This window comes from Bacilli bacterium, from assembly GCA_036381315.1.
Taxonomy (GTDB): Bacteria; Bacillota; Bacilli; order Paenibacillales; family KCTC-25726; genus DASVDB01.
On the sequence record DASVDB010000142.1, the window covers coordinates 1 to 15,978 of the forward strand.

A 15,978-nucleotide genomic window follows, 5' to 3' on the forward strand; every position below is an offset into this window, starting at 1 on the left:
GCGGCTTCTTGCGGGTATGATAGCCAAGATGACGCGGAAATGTTGGTGCGGCGGCTGCAAGAAGAAGCGGAAGCCCAAAAGCGCCTTGTGGATATGCGCGAGCGGAAGCGGGAAAAGGCGCGCGAACTGAAAAGCGAAGCGGCTGCGCAAGAAACGGAACTGCTTCGCGTCCGCGGGCGGATCGCCGAATTGCTTCGGGAGGCAAAAGCGGAAAACGAAGAAGATTTTCGCCGGCGCGCCGCCCTGTTTGAACGCATTTGCCGTCTGCGCCAACAATCGGAGCATTATGCCGCGCTGGTATATGCGCAATGCGGCGAGCGGGAGCGGGACAAGCTGATCGCGGCTCTGCGCGCTGAAGATGAACAATCGCTGAACAGGAAGCTTAATGAAACGGCGGCGGAAATCGCCGAACTGGATAATCGGCTGGCGCAGCTTTTGGTGGAAAAAGGCGCGTTGGAGCACCGGATACAGGCGTTGGAAAGCGACGGCAGCCATGCCGACAAGCTGCAGCAATTGGAAGAAGAGGTGGCGTTATTGCGCCATTCCGCCAAAGAATGGGCGGTTTACGCCCTAAGTCTGCGTCTGATTCAAGCGGCCAAAGAGATTTGCGAAAAAGACAAGCAGCCCGGCGTACTTTTGCGCGCATCCGCGTATTTTCGGCTCATTACCGGCGGCAAATTCACCAGAGTGCTGGCCCCGGTCGGCGCTAAGCTGTTAAAAGTCGAACGGGCCAACGGGGAGCAGCTTGAACCGGCGCAGTTAAGCAGAGGCACTGCGGAACAGTTGTATTTGTCGATGCGCTTCGCGCTGGCGGCGGAAATCGCCCAAAAGGCTCTGATGCCCATCATCATGGACGATATTTTCGTCAATTTCGATAAACCGCGCTTGCTTCATGCTTTAAAAGCCGTCGAAAAGGTCGCCCAAAAACAGCAAGTGTTGCTGTTTACCTGTCACGCCCATGTGCGCGAAGCGGTTCTCGCGGTGATGCCGGATGCCCGTCTTTTGCCGCTTGACGGCTCATCGTGACGATTTTCATACATAAATCATTTTAATCGTCATGCCGCCGTCAATGATCAAATGCTGCCCGGTAATGAAGCCGGCTTTGTCGTCGCACAGATAAAGGCACGCGTGCGCGACATCTTCCGGCACGCCAACGCGGCCGACCGGGTGCTGGTTTTTGTCGGCCTCCGAATGCATGGGGGTGACAGCGCGTTTCGAGTATTGCCAATCGGATGTCTCGATCCAGCCCGGGCAAATCGCGTTGACGCGGATGCCGTACGCTCCCAGCGACACCGCCATGGCGTGGGTCAGCGCCAGGATGCCGCCTTTGGACGCGGAATAGCCTTCCGTATTCGGCTCGGACATCAGAGCCCGCGTTGAAGCGATGTTGACAATCGCCCCTTTGCCCTGTTTTTTCATGATTCGCGCCGCTTGTTGCGAGCAAAGGAATGTACCGCGCAAATTGACGGCGATGACCTTGTCGAAATACGCCGCGGGAAGCGTTAGGAAATCCCCGTTCATCGCGATGCCCGCATTGTTGATCAGCGCATCGATTCGCCCGAATTCGCCGATCGTGGCCGCCATCCAGTTGGCCGTGCCTTGTTCATCGGATACATCCTTATGCATGTAGACGGCTTTTCCGCCGATGGAATGGATAAGACGGATCGTTTCCAAACCCGCCTCGCGATCCGTGTCGGCAATGGAAATCCGCCATCCTTCCCGGGCGAACAAGAGCGCTGTCGCTCTGCCGATTCCCTGCGCACCGCCGGTAATAGCCATCGTTTTCACCATGATCACCTCTTGCCAATTATAACCGATTTTGTCCCGAAAATGCGCATGAACCGCTTTCTTATCGCACACGGATCGCTGCTTGAATCGCGGCCTCCAATGGAATAGTATTAAGGAAATGGCTGTTGGGAGGAATTGCCGGTGTCCGGCACGAAAAAAACGCAAAACGAACGGGAAATCGTCTACCGGGTCGGGCGAAAGTACGGAAAAATTAAATTGCCCAAAGACGAAGCCGGCGGCGGCCAATTGACGGAAAAATCCGCGCTTCCTTTTGCCTTGCGGTTTTTTCGTTTTGTTTGGAAGGATGTGCCGTTTCTGCCCGAACGGATGCTGCCGGCGCTGTTTTGGGCCGCTCCCTGTGTGGCTTTTTTGCTGACGATGCTATTGATTGCTGTGCTAATCCGGCATGCGAACGGATAACGGGATGCGGGAAAATCCGCAAACATTTGGAGGGAACAGGAATGGCGGTGTTTTTGGCGATTTTGGGAGCGCTGCTCGGATTATTTGCGACCGGGACAACTGTGTTCACGCTGTGGTATTTGCGTAATCAGGCGAAAAAACAGTCGGCAAACCGGCAAAAAGGTTACGGAATGTTGTCTTTGGCCGAACTCGCCGGGGGTTTTTTTCTGCGCTGGACAGTGTGGGATTATGCGGTTTTACTGTTGTTCGTTGTCGGCATCATCATCCAGTTGGCGGACTTGCTTGCGATGTTCCGGGACCGGGTGCAATATCCGGGGTATCATTTTACATATTTGCTAAGCGGATTCGTTTATGTCCTTTTGGGTATGATGCTGATAGTCATGCGGCTGGCGGCGCTTTTAAAGGTTACCCGCTCCGCCGGCGCGTTTGCGCCACATGACCATCACGAGCCAAATCAGGCTGACCCAGCCGAATAGCGGATACAGCGTCGACAGCAGTTCTTTGAAGCCGACTTGACTGATCAGATATGCGATGATGAGCAAGCCGACAATTACCGGCCTGGGCCGCGCTTGCGACCGGCTGCAAATTTGCAGCGTCAAGCCATAAATATTGGCGATAAATGTCGTAAAAATTTCCGCATAGATGATGATGATATAAACAAAGCGTACCGCGGAGCCGAGATGATGAATGATGTCGCCCATCGGAATTTCAAAGCGGGCGATTTCCGGCATTTGCGCCGACATGGCGAAATGACTCGCCATCAACATAACGCCGATGCCGATGCCGCCGAAAATGCCGCCTTTTTTTAAAATGTCCCGGTCGCGGATGGCCGTGCCGATCGGGACGAGCACCGCCTGGGCGAGGGCAAGATTGAAGGCGGTATACAAAAAAGGCGAAAAAAGAATTTGTTTGGCGGAAAAATCGCTTTGCAAAATGAGAAAGTTTCCCGCAGCGGAAGACCGCAGCGTTACCTGGACAACAAGCACGGTGAAAATCAGCATCATCGGGACAACCAGGGTATTGACCGCCAGAATGCCGTTGATTCCTTTGGCAATCACCATGTACGATATAAGCAATGTAAAAATTAGGCCAAGCTGATAGGAAAGATGCAGATGTTCCCGAAAGACGGAGCCGGCGCCCGCGAGCATAACCGTAGTGATGCCGAACAGCATGAGCAATGTCAGCATGCTTATCAGCATGCCGGCGGTTTTGCCGAACAAATGCCGGTTCAGATCTTCGTAAGATTGCGCGTTGATTTCGCCGGCCATGAGCATCAGTTTCGTGCCGATCCAGACGAATAGCAGGCTGGCTAGCGCTATCGTGAACGTCGCCAGCCAGCCGTAACGCGTAAAAAATTGCAATATTTCCTGACCGGTGGCGAATCCTGCCCCAACGATCGTTCCGATATAGGTAAAGGCGACTTGTACAATTTTCCACCATTTTCTTGTCATAACCCGCTATCACCTCTGCCCCTTGGATATAGCTTATAGCCGTGCGGCGATTCGGACAAATCCGATTCATCGCATGATGCCGCTCCTTGTATATATATGCCCAAGCCATGGCAGGGATGATCGCGGAGATTCGGAATTTGGAGTAGTGAACAGATGAGTGAAATGCTGATAGAGTTTATCGCGCAATATGGTTATGCCGCTTTGTTCGTTCTGATGGCGGCGAGCATGGTCGCCTTGCCGGTTCCGGACGAAACGCTGATGGTGTTTGCCGGATATATGGCTTCCGTCGGTAATATGTCGCTGTTGCCCGCCTGGTTCGCCTGTTTCGGCGGCACAATGGTCGGCATGATGACAAGCTACACAATCGGCCGAAATGCGGGAAGGCCGTTGCTGGAGCGGTACGGGCACCGGCTGTTCCTGTCTCCGCGCCGTTTGGCGCGGGCGGAACGCTGGTTTCAAAAATACGGCATCTGGACGGTTGGTTTCGGCTATTTTATTCCCGGCGTCCGCCACATTACCTGCTATTTGTCGGGTGTAAGCAAGGTGGTTTTTTGGCAATATGTTTTATTTGCCGGCACCGGCGCAGCAATTTGGAGCGCGTCGTTTCTCAATTTGGGCAAATATGTCGGGCTGCATTGGGAGAAAATCGTCCATGCGGAAATAAAAAATTACTTCCCGCTCGCAATATTGCTGATCGCGTTAGCCATCATCATGGTGCTTGTTCATTATCTGCGGGGTGGGAAGAAAAACGGGAAAATTTGATACGCGCCGACATGTTCAAATCCGCCTCATGCTTTGCTCCGCCGCATGTTCGCCACAAGCTCACATTCGCCACATGCTTTACTCCGCCGCTAGTCTGCCACAAGCTCACATTCGCCACATGCTTTACTCCGCCGCTTGCCAACCCGCCGCATGCTCTAACGGACGCCAGTGACGTTAATGGGCAATTTTTTTCACCTTTAAAATTTTAACGGACGCCACAGCGCCTATTTGCCTATTTTCCATGATTTTGTAGCCGGATTTCGGCAAATAACGGCACCTGCGTCCGTTAAAATTTCCACATGGCGTTTTTTCGCAAAATAGCGGCGTATACGTCCGTTAGCGCTGTTGGCGAGCACCAGTGTTGCATCAATCGGCATTTTTGCCGTTATAGAGGCTGGTTCGCTCCGCATGGTGCGCCATAACGGCATTTTTGCCGTTATACGCTACTAGCATTGCATCGAGGTTCTAACAAAATGTTTGCGCTAAAGTTTGATGCAACGCTATTGGTTGGCGAAGGAAAGTGCGAATGTTAGCGCTGTTGGTGAGGGTAAGTGCGACTGTTAGCGCAACCAGTTGGGAAGCGGCGGTAAAAGAAGCAACCGGCATAAGCAAGTGCGGCTGTTAGCGCAACCAGCAGGGAAGCGGCGGCAAAGGAAGCAACCGCCAAGGGCAAATACGGGCCAGCAAAGGAAGCGCCGGCAAGGAAAGAAAGGGGAAAGTGGGTATTGGGTGACATCGCGGACATCGCGATAGAGCAAGAGAGCGGTACGCAACTTTTGCCAACATCCCGGTCAGGCAAGGCGGCCCCTTGCGGTTCGGGTGCATAGCTTTATCTTTATTCGGCAAACAATTTAATCGATGTGATCGTGTCGGATGAGGGATCGATGTCCATTTTGAGCACAACCCCTCCCGCTGTATATGCGATCACATAGTCGGTGTTCGTATTTGGCTCGCCTAAAGCCTCGATTGCCTGTTGCACGGTTTGCCCGATCCGGACGCCGTTTAGGCCCGGGTTGATGTCCGGGGAGCTGACGGTGATAAACACAACCTTTTTATTAGCGTCGAAGCCGAACGAAAACCCCGGAAAATCATATACTTGCAGCGGCTCCTGCGGATCGTCCATCGTATAAGTGTCGCTCGGTTTGCCGAAACGTTCGGTAACGTCAGCCAATTTGGCGCCAACGGTAAAGCCCATCAATGCAGGTTTGTCGGCGTTGAAACGGGCAGTTACATTATAATCCGGCTGTTTATCCTTTACGGTTTCTTTTTTGGGCGAAGATTTCGGGCGCGGAGTTGAACGGGATGCGCTGTGTCCGGTCTCCGACGAAATTTTCAGTTCCTTTTTCCCGGTTGGCGGTTTGCTTTCGTGATTTGCCGTTATTGTTGGTGAATGGACAACTCGGGGCGTTGCAGTCGCGTTCACCACTCCCATGCTTTCGTCCGATTCCGCTCCGCAAGCCGCAAGAGTGAGAATGGCAGCCATATAGGCGGTTATTTCAATCGCTCTTCTTTTCGCGAATGCCATGCGCGTTCAATCCTTTCCTTCTCGTGCCCGATCACAACATCAATCATACTCTCGCCATGATGCCGCTACAAAGGCCAATTTTGGTGAAAAGCATTGGAAAACACGTATATTAAGCGCTTTCATCCCGTTATAAAAATATATTCTTGTTCAGTATCGTTCATTTTCTCGCTATCACCATTTTAGACGTTTCCACTTGCTTAAAAGTTACATTCACAATCTGTCCCGCAAATATTGGCATGCGGAAAAAGGCGGCGGGTCCGCTAATCGGAGGCGGTGAACAGACGCCGGCAAGAAAATAGCAAAAAGTTGATATTTTCGGCAAAAAAGCTTGCATGAACGGACACCCGCCAACCAATAAAATAGAAACAAATGGCGAAAAACAAAGGAGCGAAACATGCGCAAGGAAGAGATCTTGCATGCTGTTAGCGGCACGACCGCAGGCGCGCGAAATTTATTCCCGAAAGGCGATCAGGAATCGTTTTGGATAAAAGTATGGCAATCGCCGGATTTGCGGGAAACGGCGGAACAAATTCGGGCGGAAGGGGAAAGATTGCTGGTCGAACCTCTGCAGGAGCCCGGCTTCGCGCTTTTCAGACAATTTGCTGATAACGGCAACAGGATTCCGTATGAAAAAGTATACTTTGAAAAAAGAAAAAAACTAACGACGTTTTTCCTGCTTGCCATGATTAAGCCGCATGATGACCGCTTTTTGCAAGCTTTATACGACACGATATGGTCTGTTTGCAACGAGTATACATGGTGTTTGCCGGCACATTTGCAGGGGGCGCCGGAAACGGACGGTGAACTTTCGTTTTCCGTGGATTCGCCCGGCCGTCTGGACAGACGGACCAGTATCGATTTGTTTGCTGCCGAAACGGGTTTTGCGCTAAGCGAAATATTAAGTTTGGCTCACTCCCGTTTGCCGCCGTTAATCCGCAGCAGAATCGAAGAAGAAGTGGTTCGGCGTTTATTTAAACCGTATTTGCGGCAAGGCCCGTACGATTGGGAAACGGCGCGGCATAACTGGGCCGCCGTATGCGCCGGCAGCATCGGCTCCGCGTCGTTGCTTTTGCTGGATGATGCGCATACGCTTTCCGCGATATTGCAAAAATCGTTATCCGCCATCGATTATTTTCTGGATGGGTTCGGCGCCGACGGCGCATGTCCGGAAGGCGTCGCCTATTGGAATTACGGATTCGGTTACTTCGTCTATTTTGCCGATTTGCTGAAAAACCGCACATCCGGCAGGATTGATCTTCTGCAAAAACCAAAAGTAAAGGCAATAGCCGCATTTCAACAAATCGGGTATCTGGACGGCAGTCTGGCCGTCAATTTTTCCGACGCGCCGGCGCGTGTGCCCGTTCAACCCGGGCTAACGCATTACCTGGCCAAAAACTTCCCCAATGTGGAAGTTCCGCCAAAGCGCGTGCATGCTTCCTATATGGCCGATCCTTGCGGCCGGTTCGCCCCCGCCTTGCGCAATCTCATTTGGTATGACCCGCAACTTGCCGGGAAAGATTGGCAGCCGGGCGATTATTTTTTGCCAAATGCCCATTGGTTGGTATCCAGACTGCAAGCGGAACGGCACCATATTTCTTTTGCCGCCAAGGCCGGGCATAACGACGAGCCGCATAACCATAACGACATCGGGCAGTTTATCCTTGCGGCGGATGGGGAAGCGTTCCTGTGTGACCTGGGTAGCGGCGAATATACAAAGCAATATTTTGGCGCCGGCAGGTATGCGTACGCTTGCAATGGTTCACACGGGCATTCGGTGCCGATTGTGGAAGGGCAATTTCAGGCGGAAGGAAAGGACAGTGCCGCCAGGCATGTCAACGCTGAATTGACAGAAGCCGCCGCTATATTTGTTATGGAGATGTCGGCGGCATACAAGGTGCCGAATCTGACGGAACTTTGGCGCACCTTTGTCTGGCAAAAGCAAGGCCGGCCGAAATTAATCTTGACGGATCGCTTTGTTTTTTCCTCCGCTCCGCATCGTATTACCGAGCGGTTGATTGCCAAGGTGAAGCCGGAAATGGACCGGATGAATTCGCGGGTCTTGTTGAAGGGGAAAAACGGCTTGACGCTGGAAATCCGCTTTGACCCAAGCGAGCTAAGTCCCGCTATAACCGAACAAAAATACAGGGATCATGACGGAGTGACTGTGAGGTATTTTGTGATCGACTTTGCTGTTCTTAATCCCGGCAAGGAAGTACAAGTTTTACTCAATTTCACTTTTATCCAAAGGGGATGGCAATAAACTCATGACGACGGAATGGTGGAACGAGGCTTGGCGGCAAGCGCATGCCAAACTTTCGCGATCGCTTGAGCGGATCGGCGCGGGCTATCCGCACGCATCCGTAAACGGCAAATATTTGCTGGAGGAGCCGCATTGGTGGACGGCGGGTTTTTGGCCAGGGATGTTATGGTTGTTATATGAAGCAAGCGGAGACGAAAAGTTCCGGGAAACGGCGGAACAATGCGAAGCCGGCCTTGATCGCGTCATCTCGGAGTATTACAAGCTGGATCACGACATCGGCTTTATGTGGACATTGACAAGCGTGGCCCGCTACAAACTTTTGCAAGCGGAAGACGCCAAACGCCGGGCGCTGCTCGCGGCAAATTTGCTCGCGGCGCGATTTAATTTGCGCGGCCGTTATATCCGCGCGTGGAACCCGTGGCATGCCGGCGAAGACAATACCGGCTATGCGATTATCGACAGCCTCATGAATTTGCCGCTGTTGTTCTGGGCTTCGCGGGAGAGCGGCGACCCGCGATACCGGCATGTGGCGGAAGCCCATTTGGACACGGCGCTTGCGCATTTTTTGCGTTCCGACGGCTCGGTATATCATATCGTGCGGTTTGATCCGGTTTCCGGAGCGTGCGCGGAAAAACTCGGCGGGCAGGGGTATGCTCCGGAATCCGCCTGGTCGCGCGGAACGGCGTGGGCTATATATGGGTTCGCTTTGGCCTATCATCACACCGGGCGCCGGGATTTTCTCGACGCGGCCGAGCGTACGGCAAATTTCTTTATCGCCCATTTGCCGGCGGACAAGATACCGCCCTGGGATTTCCGTCTGCCCGAACATGTTGCGCGTCCCAAGGATTCTTCCGCCGGAGCGTGCGCGGCAAGCGGCATGCTTATGCTTGCGGATATGACGGTTCAATCCGGCGCGGAGCGATACCGGGCGGCGGCAACAGAGATTCTCAAGTCGCTATATGAACGCTGCGGAACATGGGATGATCCTGCGGAAGAAGGACTCATCTTGCATGGCACAGGCAATTTTCCGGAAGGCCAAAATATCGATGTTCCGCTCATCTACGGGGATTATTTCTTCCTTGAAGGATTGGGAAGATTAAAACAGTTACAGCCGATTTTTTGGGAGTAAAATGGGGGGCGAGCAGGTTGCAAAACGAAGCTCGATCTTATTGGCTGCGCATGATGATGTTGGTGGCCGGGCCGGTATTGGCGAGCGCAGCGGCACGCGAATTAAGAAAGCATATGCCGGTTGAGGGGAGCGCGGACCGAAAGGCCTATTCGCATTTGGAAGCGGTCGGCCGGACTCTGGCCGGGATAGCTCCTTGGCTCGACGCCGCGGTGGCCGATGCGGAAGAAGCCAGGCTGCAGGCCCAATACGTTGATTGGTCGCAGCGGGCAATGGACGCCGTCACCAATCCGGCTTCCCCCGATTTCGGCGGATTTGGCAATCGCGGGCGGTTTGACCAGACACTGGTTGACACCGCTTTTTTGGCGCAGGCGATCATTCGCGCCCCCAAGTCGCTTTGGCTAAACCTTCCGGAGCCGATACGGGAAAATGTGCGCAGCGCATTGTTAGCCACCCGGTCCATTCGGCCGCCGTACTGCAATTGGCTGTTGTTTTCCGCCATGATTGAAGCGGCATTGTCGCTGGTTGGCGAACATTACGATCCGGTCCGCATCGATTATGCGATCAGGCAGCATGAGCTATGGTACAAGGGCGACGGCATTTACGGCGACGGGCCGGAATTCCATTGGGATTACTATAACAGCTATGTTATTCAGCCGATGCTGATCGACATCATGCGAACAGTGGGGACGATGTATACGGAAGCCGAATACGCCTACGCCGATCTCAACCACCGAATCATGAAAAGAGCCGGAAGATACGCGGAAATTCTCGAGAGATTAATTGCTCCCGACGGAACGTTTCCGGCAATCGGGCGTTCCATCGCTTACCGGACCGGGGCGTTTCACTTGCTCGCCCAGCTGGCATGGTTGCAAGAACTTCCCGCCGGTCTGCCGCCCGCCCAAGTTCGCTGCGCGCTGCAGGCGGTCATGGCGAGGTGCCTGGAAGAAAAACGGAACTACGACGCAAACGGTTGGTTGAAAATCGGTTTATGCGCCGGCCAACCGTCTTTAGGCGAAGGATATATATCGACCGGCAGCCTCTATTTATGTTCGACCGTGTTTTTGCCGCTGGGCCTTTCCGCAAATGCTTCGTTCTGGACCGGAAAAGATTGCGCTTGGTCGTCCGTAAAAATATGGTCCGGCTTGGACATGCCGGCAGACCGCGCTTTGTAAATTTGGGGGAGAAGTAAAAATAGTTATATTGGTGGTCAGATCAGTTTGATTACACGGCGACGGCAAACGAGTAAAGTGAAATCTATAAAGATTAATTTCATAAGGGGCGGGAACCATGGCTCGGGAAAAGGCGGATAACTTTGTGGAGAGCATCCATGAAGGAAATTATGCTAGGGAGTATATGCACCTGCCGATTACATGCGAATCCATGATTTACGATCAAGGCAGGAGCAAGGAATCGTTGAACGGTTATTGGCATTACGGCGTGGATCAGTATGATACATGCTTGCGCGCCAAGTGGTTTGAAGAAAAATATTACGATGAAGACGGCAGACAAATGCCGGTCGATTTCAGCTTCGAGCAGTGGGACAAGATGAAAATTCCCTCATGCTGGAACATGCAGGCGGAAAAACTGTTCCTGTACGAGGGCAGCATTGTGTTTACCCGCACATTCCGCTATGTGGCGCAGCAAGATGAGCGCGTGTTTCTTAAATTCGGTGCGGCAAATTATGAAGCAAAAGTATTTTTGAATCGAACTTATCTCGGATTTCACAAAGGCGGCTCAACGCCGTTTTTTCTTGAAGTAACCGGAAAATTGCGTGAAGAAAACCGCATTCTGGTAGTGGTGAACAACACGCGCAAACGAACAAACGTCCCTTGCGACAATACCGACTGGTTCAATTACGGCGGCATTTACCGCGATGTGGATCTGATCCGTGTTCCCGCGACTTTTATTAAAAATTTTCACATTGAACTGGTTCCGGGCAGCGGGTTTGCCAAAATCAAGGCATGCGTGGAGGTGGACGGCCCGAAAGCCGACGGATCGGCTCATTTGCAAATTCCCGAACTGAACCTTCAGGCGGATATTGCCGTTCGGGACGGCTTGGGCTCCATCGTTGCGGAGGCGAGCCCCAAGCTGTGGAGCCCGGAGTCGCCCAAACTGTATGAGGTGTCGGTCGCGTATGAAACGGACAGGATTTGCGAACGCGTCGGTTTCCGGGAAATCGCGGTTAACGGCACGGATATTTTGTTAAACGGGAAAAAAATATTTCTGAAAGGCATTTCGGCGCATGAGGAAAGCGTAATGAACGGCAAAGCCGTAACGGAACACGAAATCCGGGAAAATTTCCGCCTGGCGAAAGAAATGAATTGCAATTACATGCGGCTTGCCCATTACCCGCATACGGAAAAAGCGGCGCAAATAGCCGACGAGGTTGGCATCATGCTGTGGGAAGAAATTCCGGTATATTGGGCGATCGAATTTGAAAATCCGGATACGTATCGGGACGCGGAAAATCAGTTGACGGAGTTGATCAAACGGGATCAGAACCGCGCCAGCGTCATCATTTGGTCTGTCGGCAATGAGAACGCGGATACAGAAGCGCGGCTCTCGTTTATGAGCAGGCTGGCGCGCAAGGCCAAAGAGCTGGACCCCGCACGGCTCGTTTCGGCCGCCTGCATGCTGGACCATACGCGCCATATCATAAACGACAGGCTGGCGGATTATCTGGATATCATTGGCGCCAACCAATATTACGGTTGGTACCAGACCGACTTTGCCAACCTGATCAAACTGTTCGCCAACAGCAAACCTGAGAAGCCGGTCATTTTGACGGAGTTTGGCGCCGATGCGCTCCCCGGGCACCGCGGAACGGTCGATGAAAAGGGCACGGAAGACTGCCAGCTGGATATTTATCGCAAACAGGTCGCGGTCATCGGGCAAATACCGTACGTCAAAGGCACAAGTCCGTGGATTTTGTACGACTTCCGCTGTCCCCGCAGGCTGCATTTCACGCAAAACTATTACAATACCAAAGGTTTGCTGTCCGCCGACAAAACCTATAAAAAGCCGGCATTTCACGTGATGCGCGAATTTTATCAAGACAGATGAACATGCAAATGAAAGGAAGGTGCAATCCTGATGAACACCGTATCCGTTATTCCGCAAAAAGCGGCGCCGGCCCCGGCAAACAAGCGAAAGAAAAGCGCGCTGAAACGCAGCGAAACGTTGGCCGGTTTTCTGTTTGTCAGCCCGATGTTGATCGGCGTGACCGTTCTGGTGCTCATTCCGATTTTGGCGACATTTGCGCTCAGCTTCGCCGATTGGAACTTCATCATGGGCTTGCGCGGTTTTAAATGGGCAGGTGCCGCCAATTTCGTCAAGTTGCTGGATGACGATGTGTTCAAGCGGTCGATCATCAACAATATGCTGTTTTTGCTGGTCGTGCCGGTCTATATGCTTGTTTCGCTGATTCTTGCGGTCATTATCGATCATTTTGTTTATTGGAAAAGCTTTTTCAAGGTAGCGTATTTCATGCCGTACATTTCCAATATAGTGGCGGTAGCCGTGGTCTGGCAGGTTTTGTTTCAGCCTTCGTACGGACCGATTAACAGTTTCTTGCAGGCAATCGGGATCAAACATCCGCCGGGTTGGATCGCCGATCCGAACTTTGCGCTGGTTTCGCTTATGATGATTACCGTCTGGATCTCGATCGGATTCAACATGGTCGTCTATATCGCCGGCCTGCAATCGATCCCGAAAGATTTGTATGAAGCGGCCGACATTGACGGCGCCAGCACATGGACGAAATTTACCCGCATTACGGTGCCGTTGCTATCGCCGACTTCTTTTTTCCTGCTTGTTACCGGCATCATTTATTCGTTTAAGGCGTTTGATCTGGTTGCCGTACTGACGCAGGGCGGGCCGATCAATTCCACGACTTTGATGGTATGGGATTTGTATTATACGGCGTTTCGCGATTTAAAGATCGGCTATGCGTCGTCCATGGGCGTCGTGCTGTTTTTGTTCGTCTTTGCGATCACCGGCATCCAGTGGATTGTCCAGAAAAAATGGGTCGACTATTAAGAAAGGAGGAACTGACAAGTGGAATCAAGCTTTGGCTATAAATTTCGCCGCATATTGGTAACGGCGCTCATGTTTGCGATCAGTATTTTTTTTCTTGTGCCGTTTATCTGGATGCTGGTTACATCGTTCAAAGTGGAAACCGACGTATTTACTTATCCGATCCAATGGATTCCCAGGCGTTGGAATGCGGTTCACAACTATAAGGAAGTATGGATGGGCCAGTATCCGTTCTATTTATATTATCTGAATTCGATCAAGATCAGCGTGATTACCACCCTGATTTCCGCTACCGTATCGGCGCTTGCCGGTTACGGGTTTGCCAAGATCCGGTTTGCCGCCGGTAAATGGCTGTTCCTTCTCGTTCTGGCGACTTATATGATCCCGATGCAGGCGGTGCAAGTTCCGCAGTTCGTTCTGTACCGTTTTCTCGGCTTGTTCGACAGCCATTTCGGCTTGATCCTGATCAGCAGTTTCAGTGTATTGGGGACATTTATGCTGCGGCAATTTTTCATGGGCGTGCACAACGATTTTCTGGAATCGGCCAAGATGGACGGCGCCGGACACGGCAAAATTTTTCTTTACATCGCGCTTCCGCTGGTGAAGCCGGCAGTCGCCACCTATGCCATTATGCGCTTTATCTGGACATGGAACGATTACCAAAACCCGCTCATCTTTTTGCGCACCGATCACTTGTTTACGGTAACGCTGGCGATGTCGAAATTCACGACTGTTACCGGAGAAATTTATTCGTTAATCATGGCTGCCGCCGTGTCGGCGATCTTGCCGCTCCTGCTCGTATTTATCATCGGGCAGAAAAGCGTCATTAACGGAATCGCTTTGGGCGGTGTGAAAGGCTAAAGGTCAAAAAAGTCGTTTAACAGGTCAAAAATGTTGCATGAGCGCCGCACCGGCACATTTTATAATTTTACATGAGCTAAGATTTTCTAATAAAAAGGGAGGTTTACCATGAGAAATTTTAAAATTTGGACAGTTTCACTGTCGATCGTAATGGTGCTAAGTTTTTTGCTCGCCGCTTGCGGCAGCAAATCCGCCAATGATAGCAGCAATTCTGCCGGCGCAACCGCGAGCCCGGCGGCAAGCGCCACGGCAGCCCCGCAGCAAACGGAACCGGTTAAAATCCGCTTGTTTACCTATGGAACAGAAAATGACTATAACTGGAGTCAAACCATAGCAGCATTTGAGAAAGCGTATCCGGATATTCAGGTCGAAGTGATTACGCTTAGCGACAAGGGCGATACGCAGGAATCGATGAAAAAGCTGGATCTGGCCGCGGCTTCCGGAGAGGCAATGGACGTTGTGATGTTCAGCGACCCGGCCGGATATGCCCAGCACGTGGGACTTGGCATGGTAGCGCCGTTGGATGAATTTATTTCCAAAGAAGGCTTTAATCTGACGGATGAATATAAGGTGGACACGCATCTGAACGGGAAAATATATGCTCTTCCGGGCAAATTCAATCCCTGGTACGTGCTGTTGAACAAAACGATGCTGGATGCCAAAGGTTTAAAAGTGCCGACCGATTGGACATGGGCCGACTTTGAGGATTACGCGGCCAAATTAACCAGCGGCTCAGGCGCCGACAAAGTTTACGGCACTTATTTCCACGGTCCGCAAAATGGCGGATGGATGGAATATTTGAAGCTGATGATGGAAAACCAACCGCAAAATCCCGAATTCCTGAAAGCGGACGGGTCTTCGAATTTGGCCGATCCGAATTTCCAAAAAACTCTTGAACTCAGGCAAAGGATGGAAAAGGCCGGCACGGTTGTGCCTTATACGGATGTCATCTCGCAAAAGCTGGCATACCGCGATGAGTTCTACCATCAAAAAGCGGCGATGCTTGTTATCGGCAGCTGGATGAATACGATGCTTGGCGGGAACGATCAATATCCGTTAAACTTCGAGGTTGCTGTAGCGCCGTTTCCGAAAAACAATCCCGGCGATCAAAGCGGCTACACGCCGGTGACAACCGACTACGTTGCGATGGCGGAGGTTTCCAAGCACAAAGAAGAAGCCTATAAATTCATCCGGTGGTATACGACGGAAGGCCAAATCGTGCAAGGCAAGAACGTTCCGTCCTGGAACAAGGTCAGCGCTGAGGATTTGAGCAAGATCATCGATACGATCTTGAGCGGAACCGCAAACCCGGAAAAAGTCGATAAAGCTTCGCTCGTCAGCACCTTGGCCAATTCGCGCGCGCCGGAAATCATTCCGCCGGTAACTTATCAGGCAGAGGTATACAAAGCGATCGACACGGAATTTCAGAAATTCATACTCGGCAAGCAGGACCTTGCGACAACCGTAAAGAATTGCCAGGAGCAAACGCAAAAAATCATCGATTCCAACAAAAAGTGATTTGATATAATAGATTTGGAGCAAACATGGCGGCGTTTCAGCCGCCCCTTTTTTATCGATTCCGGGGGAGAACGATGATGCTGAAACGAATCGGCAGGATCCTCTTGTTCCAATCTTTTCGCCGCAAGATTATGGCGGTCGCCATTGCCTGCATCCTGCTTCCGGCTCTTTTTACCCTGCTTATTTACAATTATTTGACGGAAAGCGCGGTCAAAAGGCAAGCTATCGC

Annotated in this window: 14 protein-coding genes; 11 read left to right on the forward strand and 3 right to left on the reverse strand. The window is 52.0% G+C overall.

Features of this window, described 5'->3' with window-relative positions:
• The coding region (locus VF260_10675; GenBank protein ID HEX7057640.1) for a recombination protein RecF at positions 1 to 1,026 on the forward strand (1,026 nt) is incomplete at its 5' end.
• A 6-nt stretch (positions 1,027 to 1,032) separates the two neighbouring features.
• Here VF260_10675 and VF260_10680 read toward each other — a convergent pair.
• Complete coding sequence (locus tag VF260_10680) at positions 1,033 to 1,791, reverse strand: glucose 1-dehydrogenase (GenBank protein ID HEX7057641.1); 759 nt, start codon at positions 1,789 to 1,791, stop codon at positions 1,033 to 1,035.
• A 138-nt stretch (positions 1,792 to 1,929) separates the two neighbouring features.
• Between VF260_10680 and VF260_10685 the strand changes: the two genes are divergently transcribed.
• Positions 1,930 to 2,208 (forward strand): hypothetical protein, encoded by a 279-nt coding sequence (locus VF260_10685; protein ID HEX7057642.1) that lies wholly within the window; start codon positions 1,930 to 1,932, stop codon positions 2,206 to 2,208.
• Positions 2,209 to 2,249: 41 nt separating this feature from the next.
• Positions 2,250 to 2,684: a hypothetical protein gene (locus VF260_10690; protein HEX7057643.1), complete on the forward strand. Its 435-nt coding sequence runs from the start codon at positions 2,250 to 2,252 to the stop codon at positions 2,682 to 2,684.
• Here VF260_10690 and VF260_10695 read toward each other — a convergent pair.
• A complete protein-coding gene (locus VF260_10695) occupies positions 2,607 to 3,659 on the reverse strand; it encodes a hypothetical protein (GenBank protein ID HEX7057644.1) in 1,053 nt (350 codons plus the stop codon). The genes VF260_10690 and VF260_10695 overlap by 78 nt on opposite strands.
• Positions 3,660 to 3,812: 153 nt before the next feature.
• Between VF260_10695 and VF260_10700 the strand changes: the two genes are divergently transcribed.
• On the forward strand, positions 3,813 to 4,421 hold the full coding sequence (locus VF260_10700; protein HEX7057645.1) for a DedA family protein: 609 nt from the start codon (positions 3,813 to 3,815) through the stop codon (positions 4,419 to 4,421).
• An 835-nt stretch (positions 4,422 to 5,256) separates the two neighbouring features.
• Here VF260_10700 and VF260_10705 read toward each other — a convergent pair.
• On the reverse strand, positions 5,257 to 5,946 hold the full coding sequence (locus tag VF260_10705) for a DUF4309 domain-containing protein (protein ID HEX7057646.1): 690 nt from the start codon (positions 5,944 to 5,946) through the stop codon (positions 5,257 to 5,259).
• Between the two features lie 394 nt (positions 5,947 to 6,340).
• Between VF260_10705 and VF260_10710 the strand changes: the two genes are divergently transcribed.
• The 7 genes from VF260_10710 to VF260_10740 all read left to right on the forward strand — a co-directional run bounded on the left by VF260_10710 (position 6,341) and on the right by VF260_10740 (position 15,749).
• A complete protein-coding gene (locus tag VF260_10710) occupies positions 6,341 to 8,206 on the forward strand; it encodes a heparinase II/III family protein (GenBank protein ID HEX7057647.1) in 1,866 nt (621 codons plus the stop codon).
• A 4-nt stretch (positions 8,207 to 8,210) separates the two neighbouring features.
• Positions 8,211 to 9,335, forward strand: a complete 1,125-nt coding sequence (locus VF260_10715) for a glycoside hydrolase family 88 protein (GenBank protein HEX7057648.1) — start codon at positions 8,211 to 8,213, stop codon at positions 9,333 to 9,335.
• Positions 9,336 to 9,352: 17 nt separating this feature from the next.
• Positions 9,353 to 10,507, forward strand: a complete 1,155-nt coding sequence (locus VF260_10720) for a DUF2264 domain-containing protein (GenBank protein ID HEX7057649.1) — start codon at positions 9,353 to 9,355, stop codon at positions 10,505 to 10,507.
• Positions 10,508 to 10,622: 115 nt separating this feature from the next.
• On the forward strand, positions 10,623 to 12,398 hold the full coding sequence (locus VF260_10725) for a glycoside hydrolase family 2 TIM barrel-domain containing protein (protein ID HEX7057650.1): 1,776 nt from the start codon (positions 10,623 to 10,625) through the stop codon (positions 12,396 to 12,398).
• A gap of 30 nt (positions 12,399 to 12,428) precedes the next feature.
• Positions 12,429 to 13,373, forward strand: a complete 945-nt coding sequence (locus VF260_10730) for a sugar ABC transporter permease (protein HEX7057651.1) — start codon at positions 12,429 to 12,431, stop codon at positions 13,371 to 13,373.
• A 69-nt stretch (positions 13,374 to 13,442) separates the two neighbouring features.
• A complete protein-coding gene (locus tag VF260_10735; GenBank protein HEX7057652.1) occupies positions 13,443 to 14,231 on the forward strand; it encodes a carbohydrate ABC transporter permease in 789 nt (262 codons plus the stop codon).
• A 108-nt stretch (positions 14,232 to 14,339) separates the two neighbouring features.
• Positions 14,340 to 15,749, forward strand: coding sequence for a sugar ABC transporter substrate-binding protein (locus VF260_10740; protein ID HEX7057653.1), 1,410 nt, complete (start codon positions 14,340 to 14,342; stop codon positions 15,747 to 15,749).
• The last annotated feature ends 229 nt before the right edge of the window (positions 15,750 to 15,978 follow it).

What these genes read in the sequence shown, in the direction of transcription:
- VF260_10740 (HEX7057653.1), top strand. Translation starts at nt 14,340, where the DNA reads ATGAGAAATTTTAAAATTTGGACAGTTTCACTGTCGATCGTAATGGTG.
- VF260_10715 (HEX7057648.1), top strand. Translation starts at nt 8,211, where the DNA reads ATGACGACGGAATGGTGGAACGAGGCTTGGCGGCAAGCGCATGCCAAA.
- VF260_10710 (HEX7057647.1), top strand. Translation starts at nt 6,341, where the DNA reads ATGCGCAAGGAAGAGATCTTGCATGCTGTTAGCGGCACGACCGCAGGC.
- VF260_10725 (HEX7057650.1), top strand. Translation starts at nt 10,623, where the DNA reads ATGGCTCGGGAAAAGGCGGATAACTTTGTGGAGAGCATCCATGAAGGA.
- VF260_10705 (HEX7057646.1), bottom strand. Translation starts at nt 5,946, where the DNA reads ATGGCATTCGCGAAAAGAAGAGCGATTGAAATAACCGCCTATATGGCT.
- VF260_10690 (HEX7057643.1), top strand. Translation starts at nt 2,250, where the DNA reads ATGGCGGTGTTTTTGGCGATTTTGGGAGCGCTGCTCGGATTATTTGCG.
- VF260_10695 (HEX7057644.1), bottom strand. Translation starts at nt 3,659, where the DNA reads ATGACAAGAAAATGGTGGAAAATTGTACAAGTCGCCTTTACCTATATC.
- VF260_10730 (HEX7057651.1), top strand. Translation starts at nt 12,429, where the DNA reads ATGAACACCGTATCCGTTATTCCGCAAAAAGCGGCGCCGGCCCCGGCA.
- VF260_10735 (HEX7057652.1), top strand. Translation starts at nt 13,443, where the DNA reads ATGTTTGCGATCAGTATTTTTTTTCTTGTGCCGTTTATCTGGATGCTG.
- VF260_10680 (HEX7057641.1), bottom strand. Translation starts at nt 1,791, where the DNA reads ATGGTGAAAACGATGGCTATTACCGGCGGTGCGCAGGGAATCGGCAGA.
- VF260_10700 (HEX7057645.1), top strand. Translation starts at nt 3,813, where the DNA reads ATGAGTGAAATGCTGATAGAGTTTATCGCGCAATATGGTTATGCCGCT.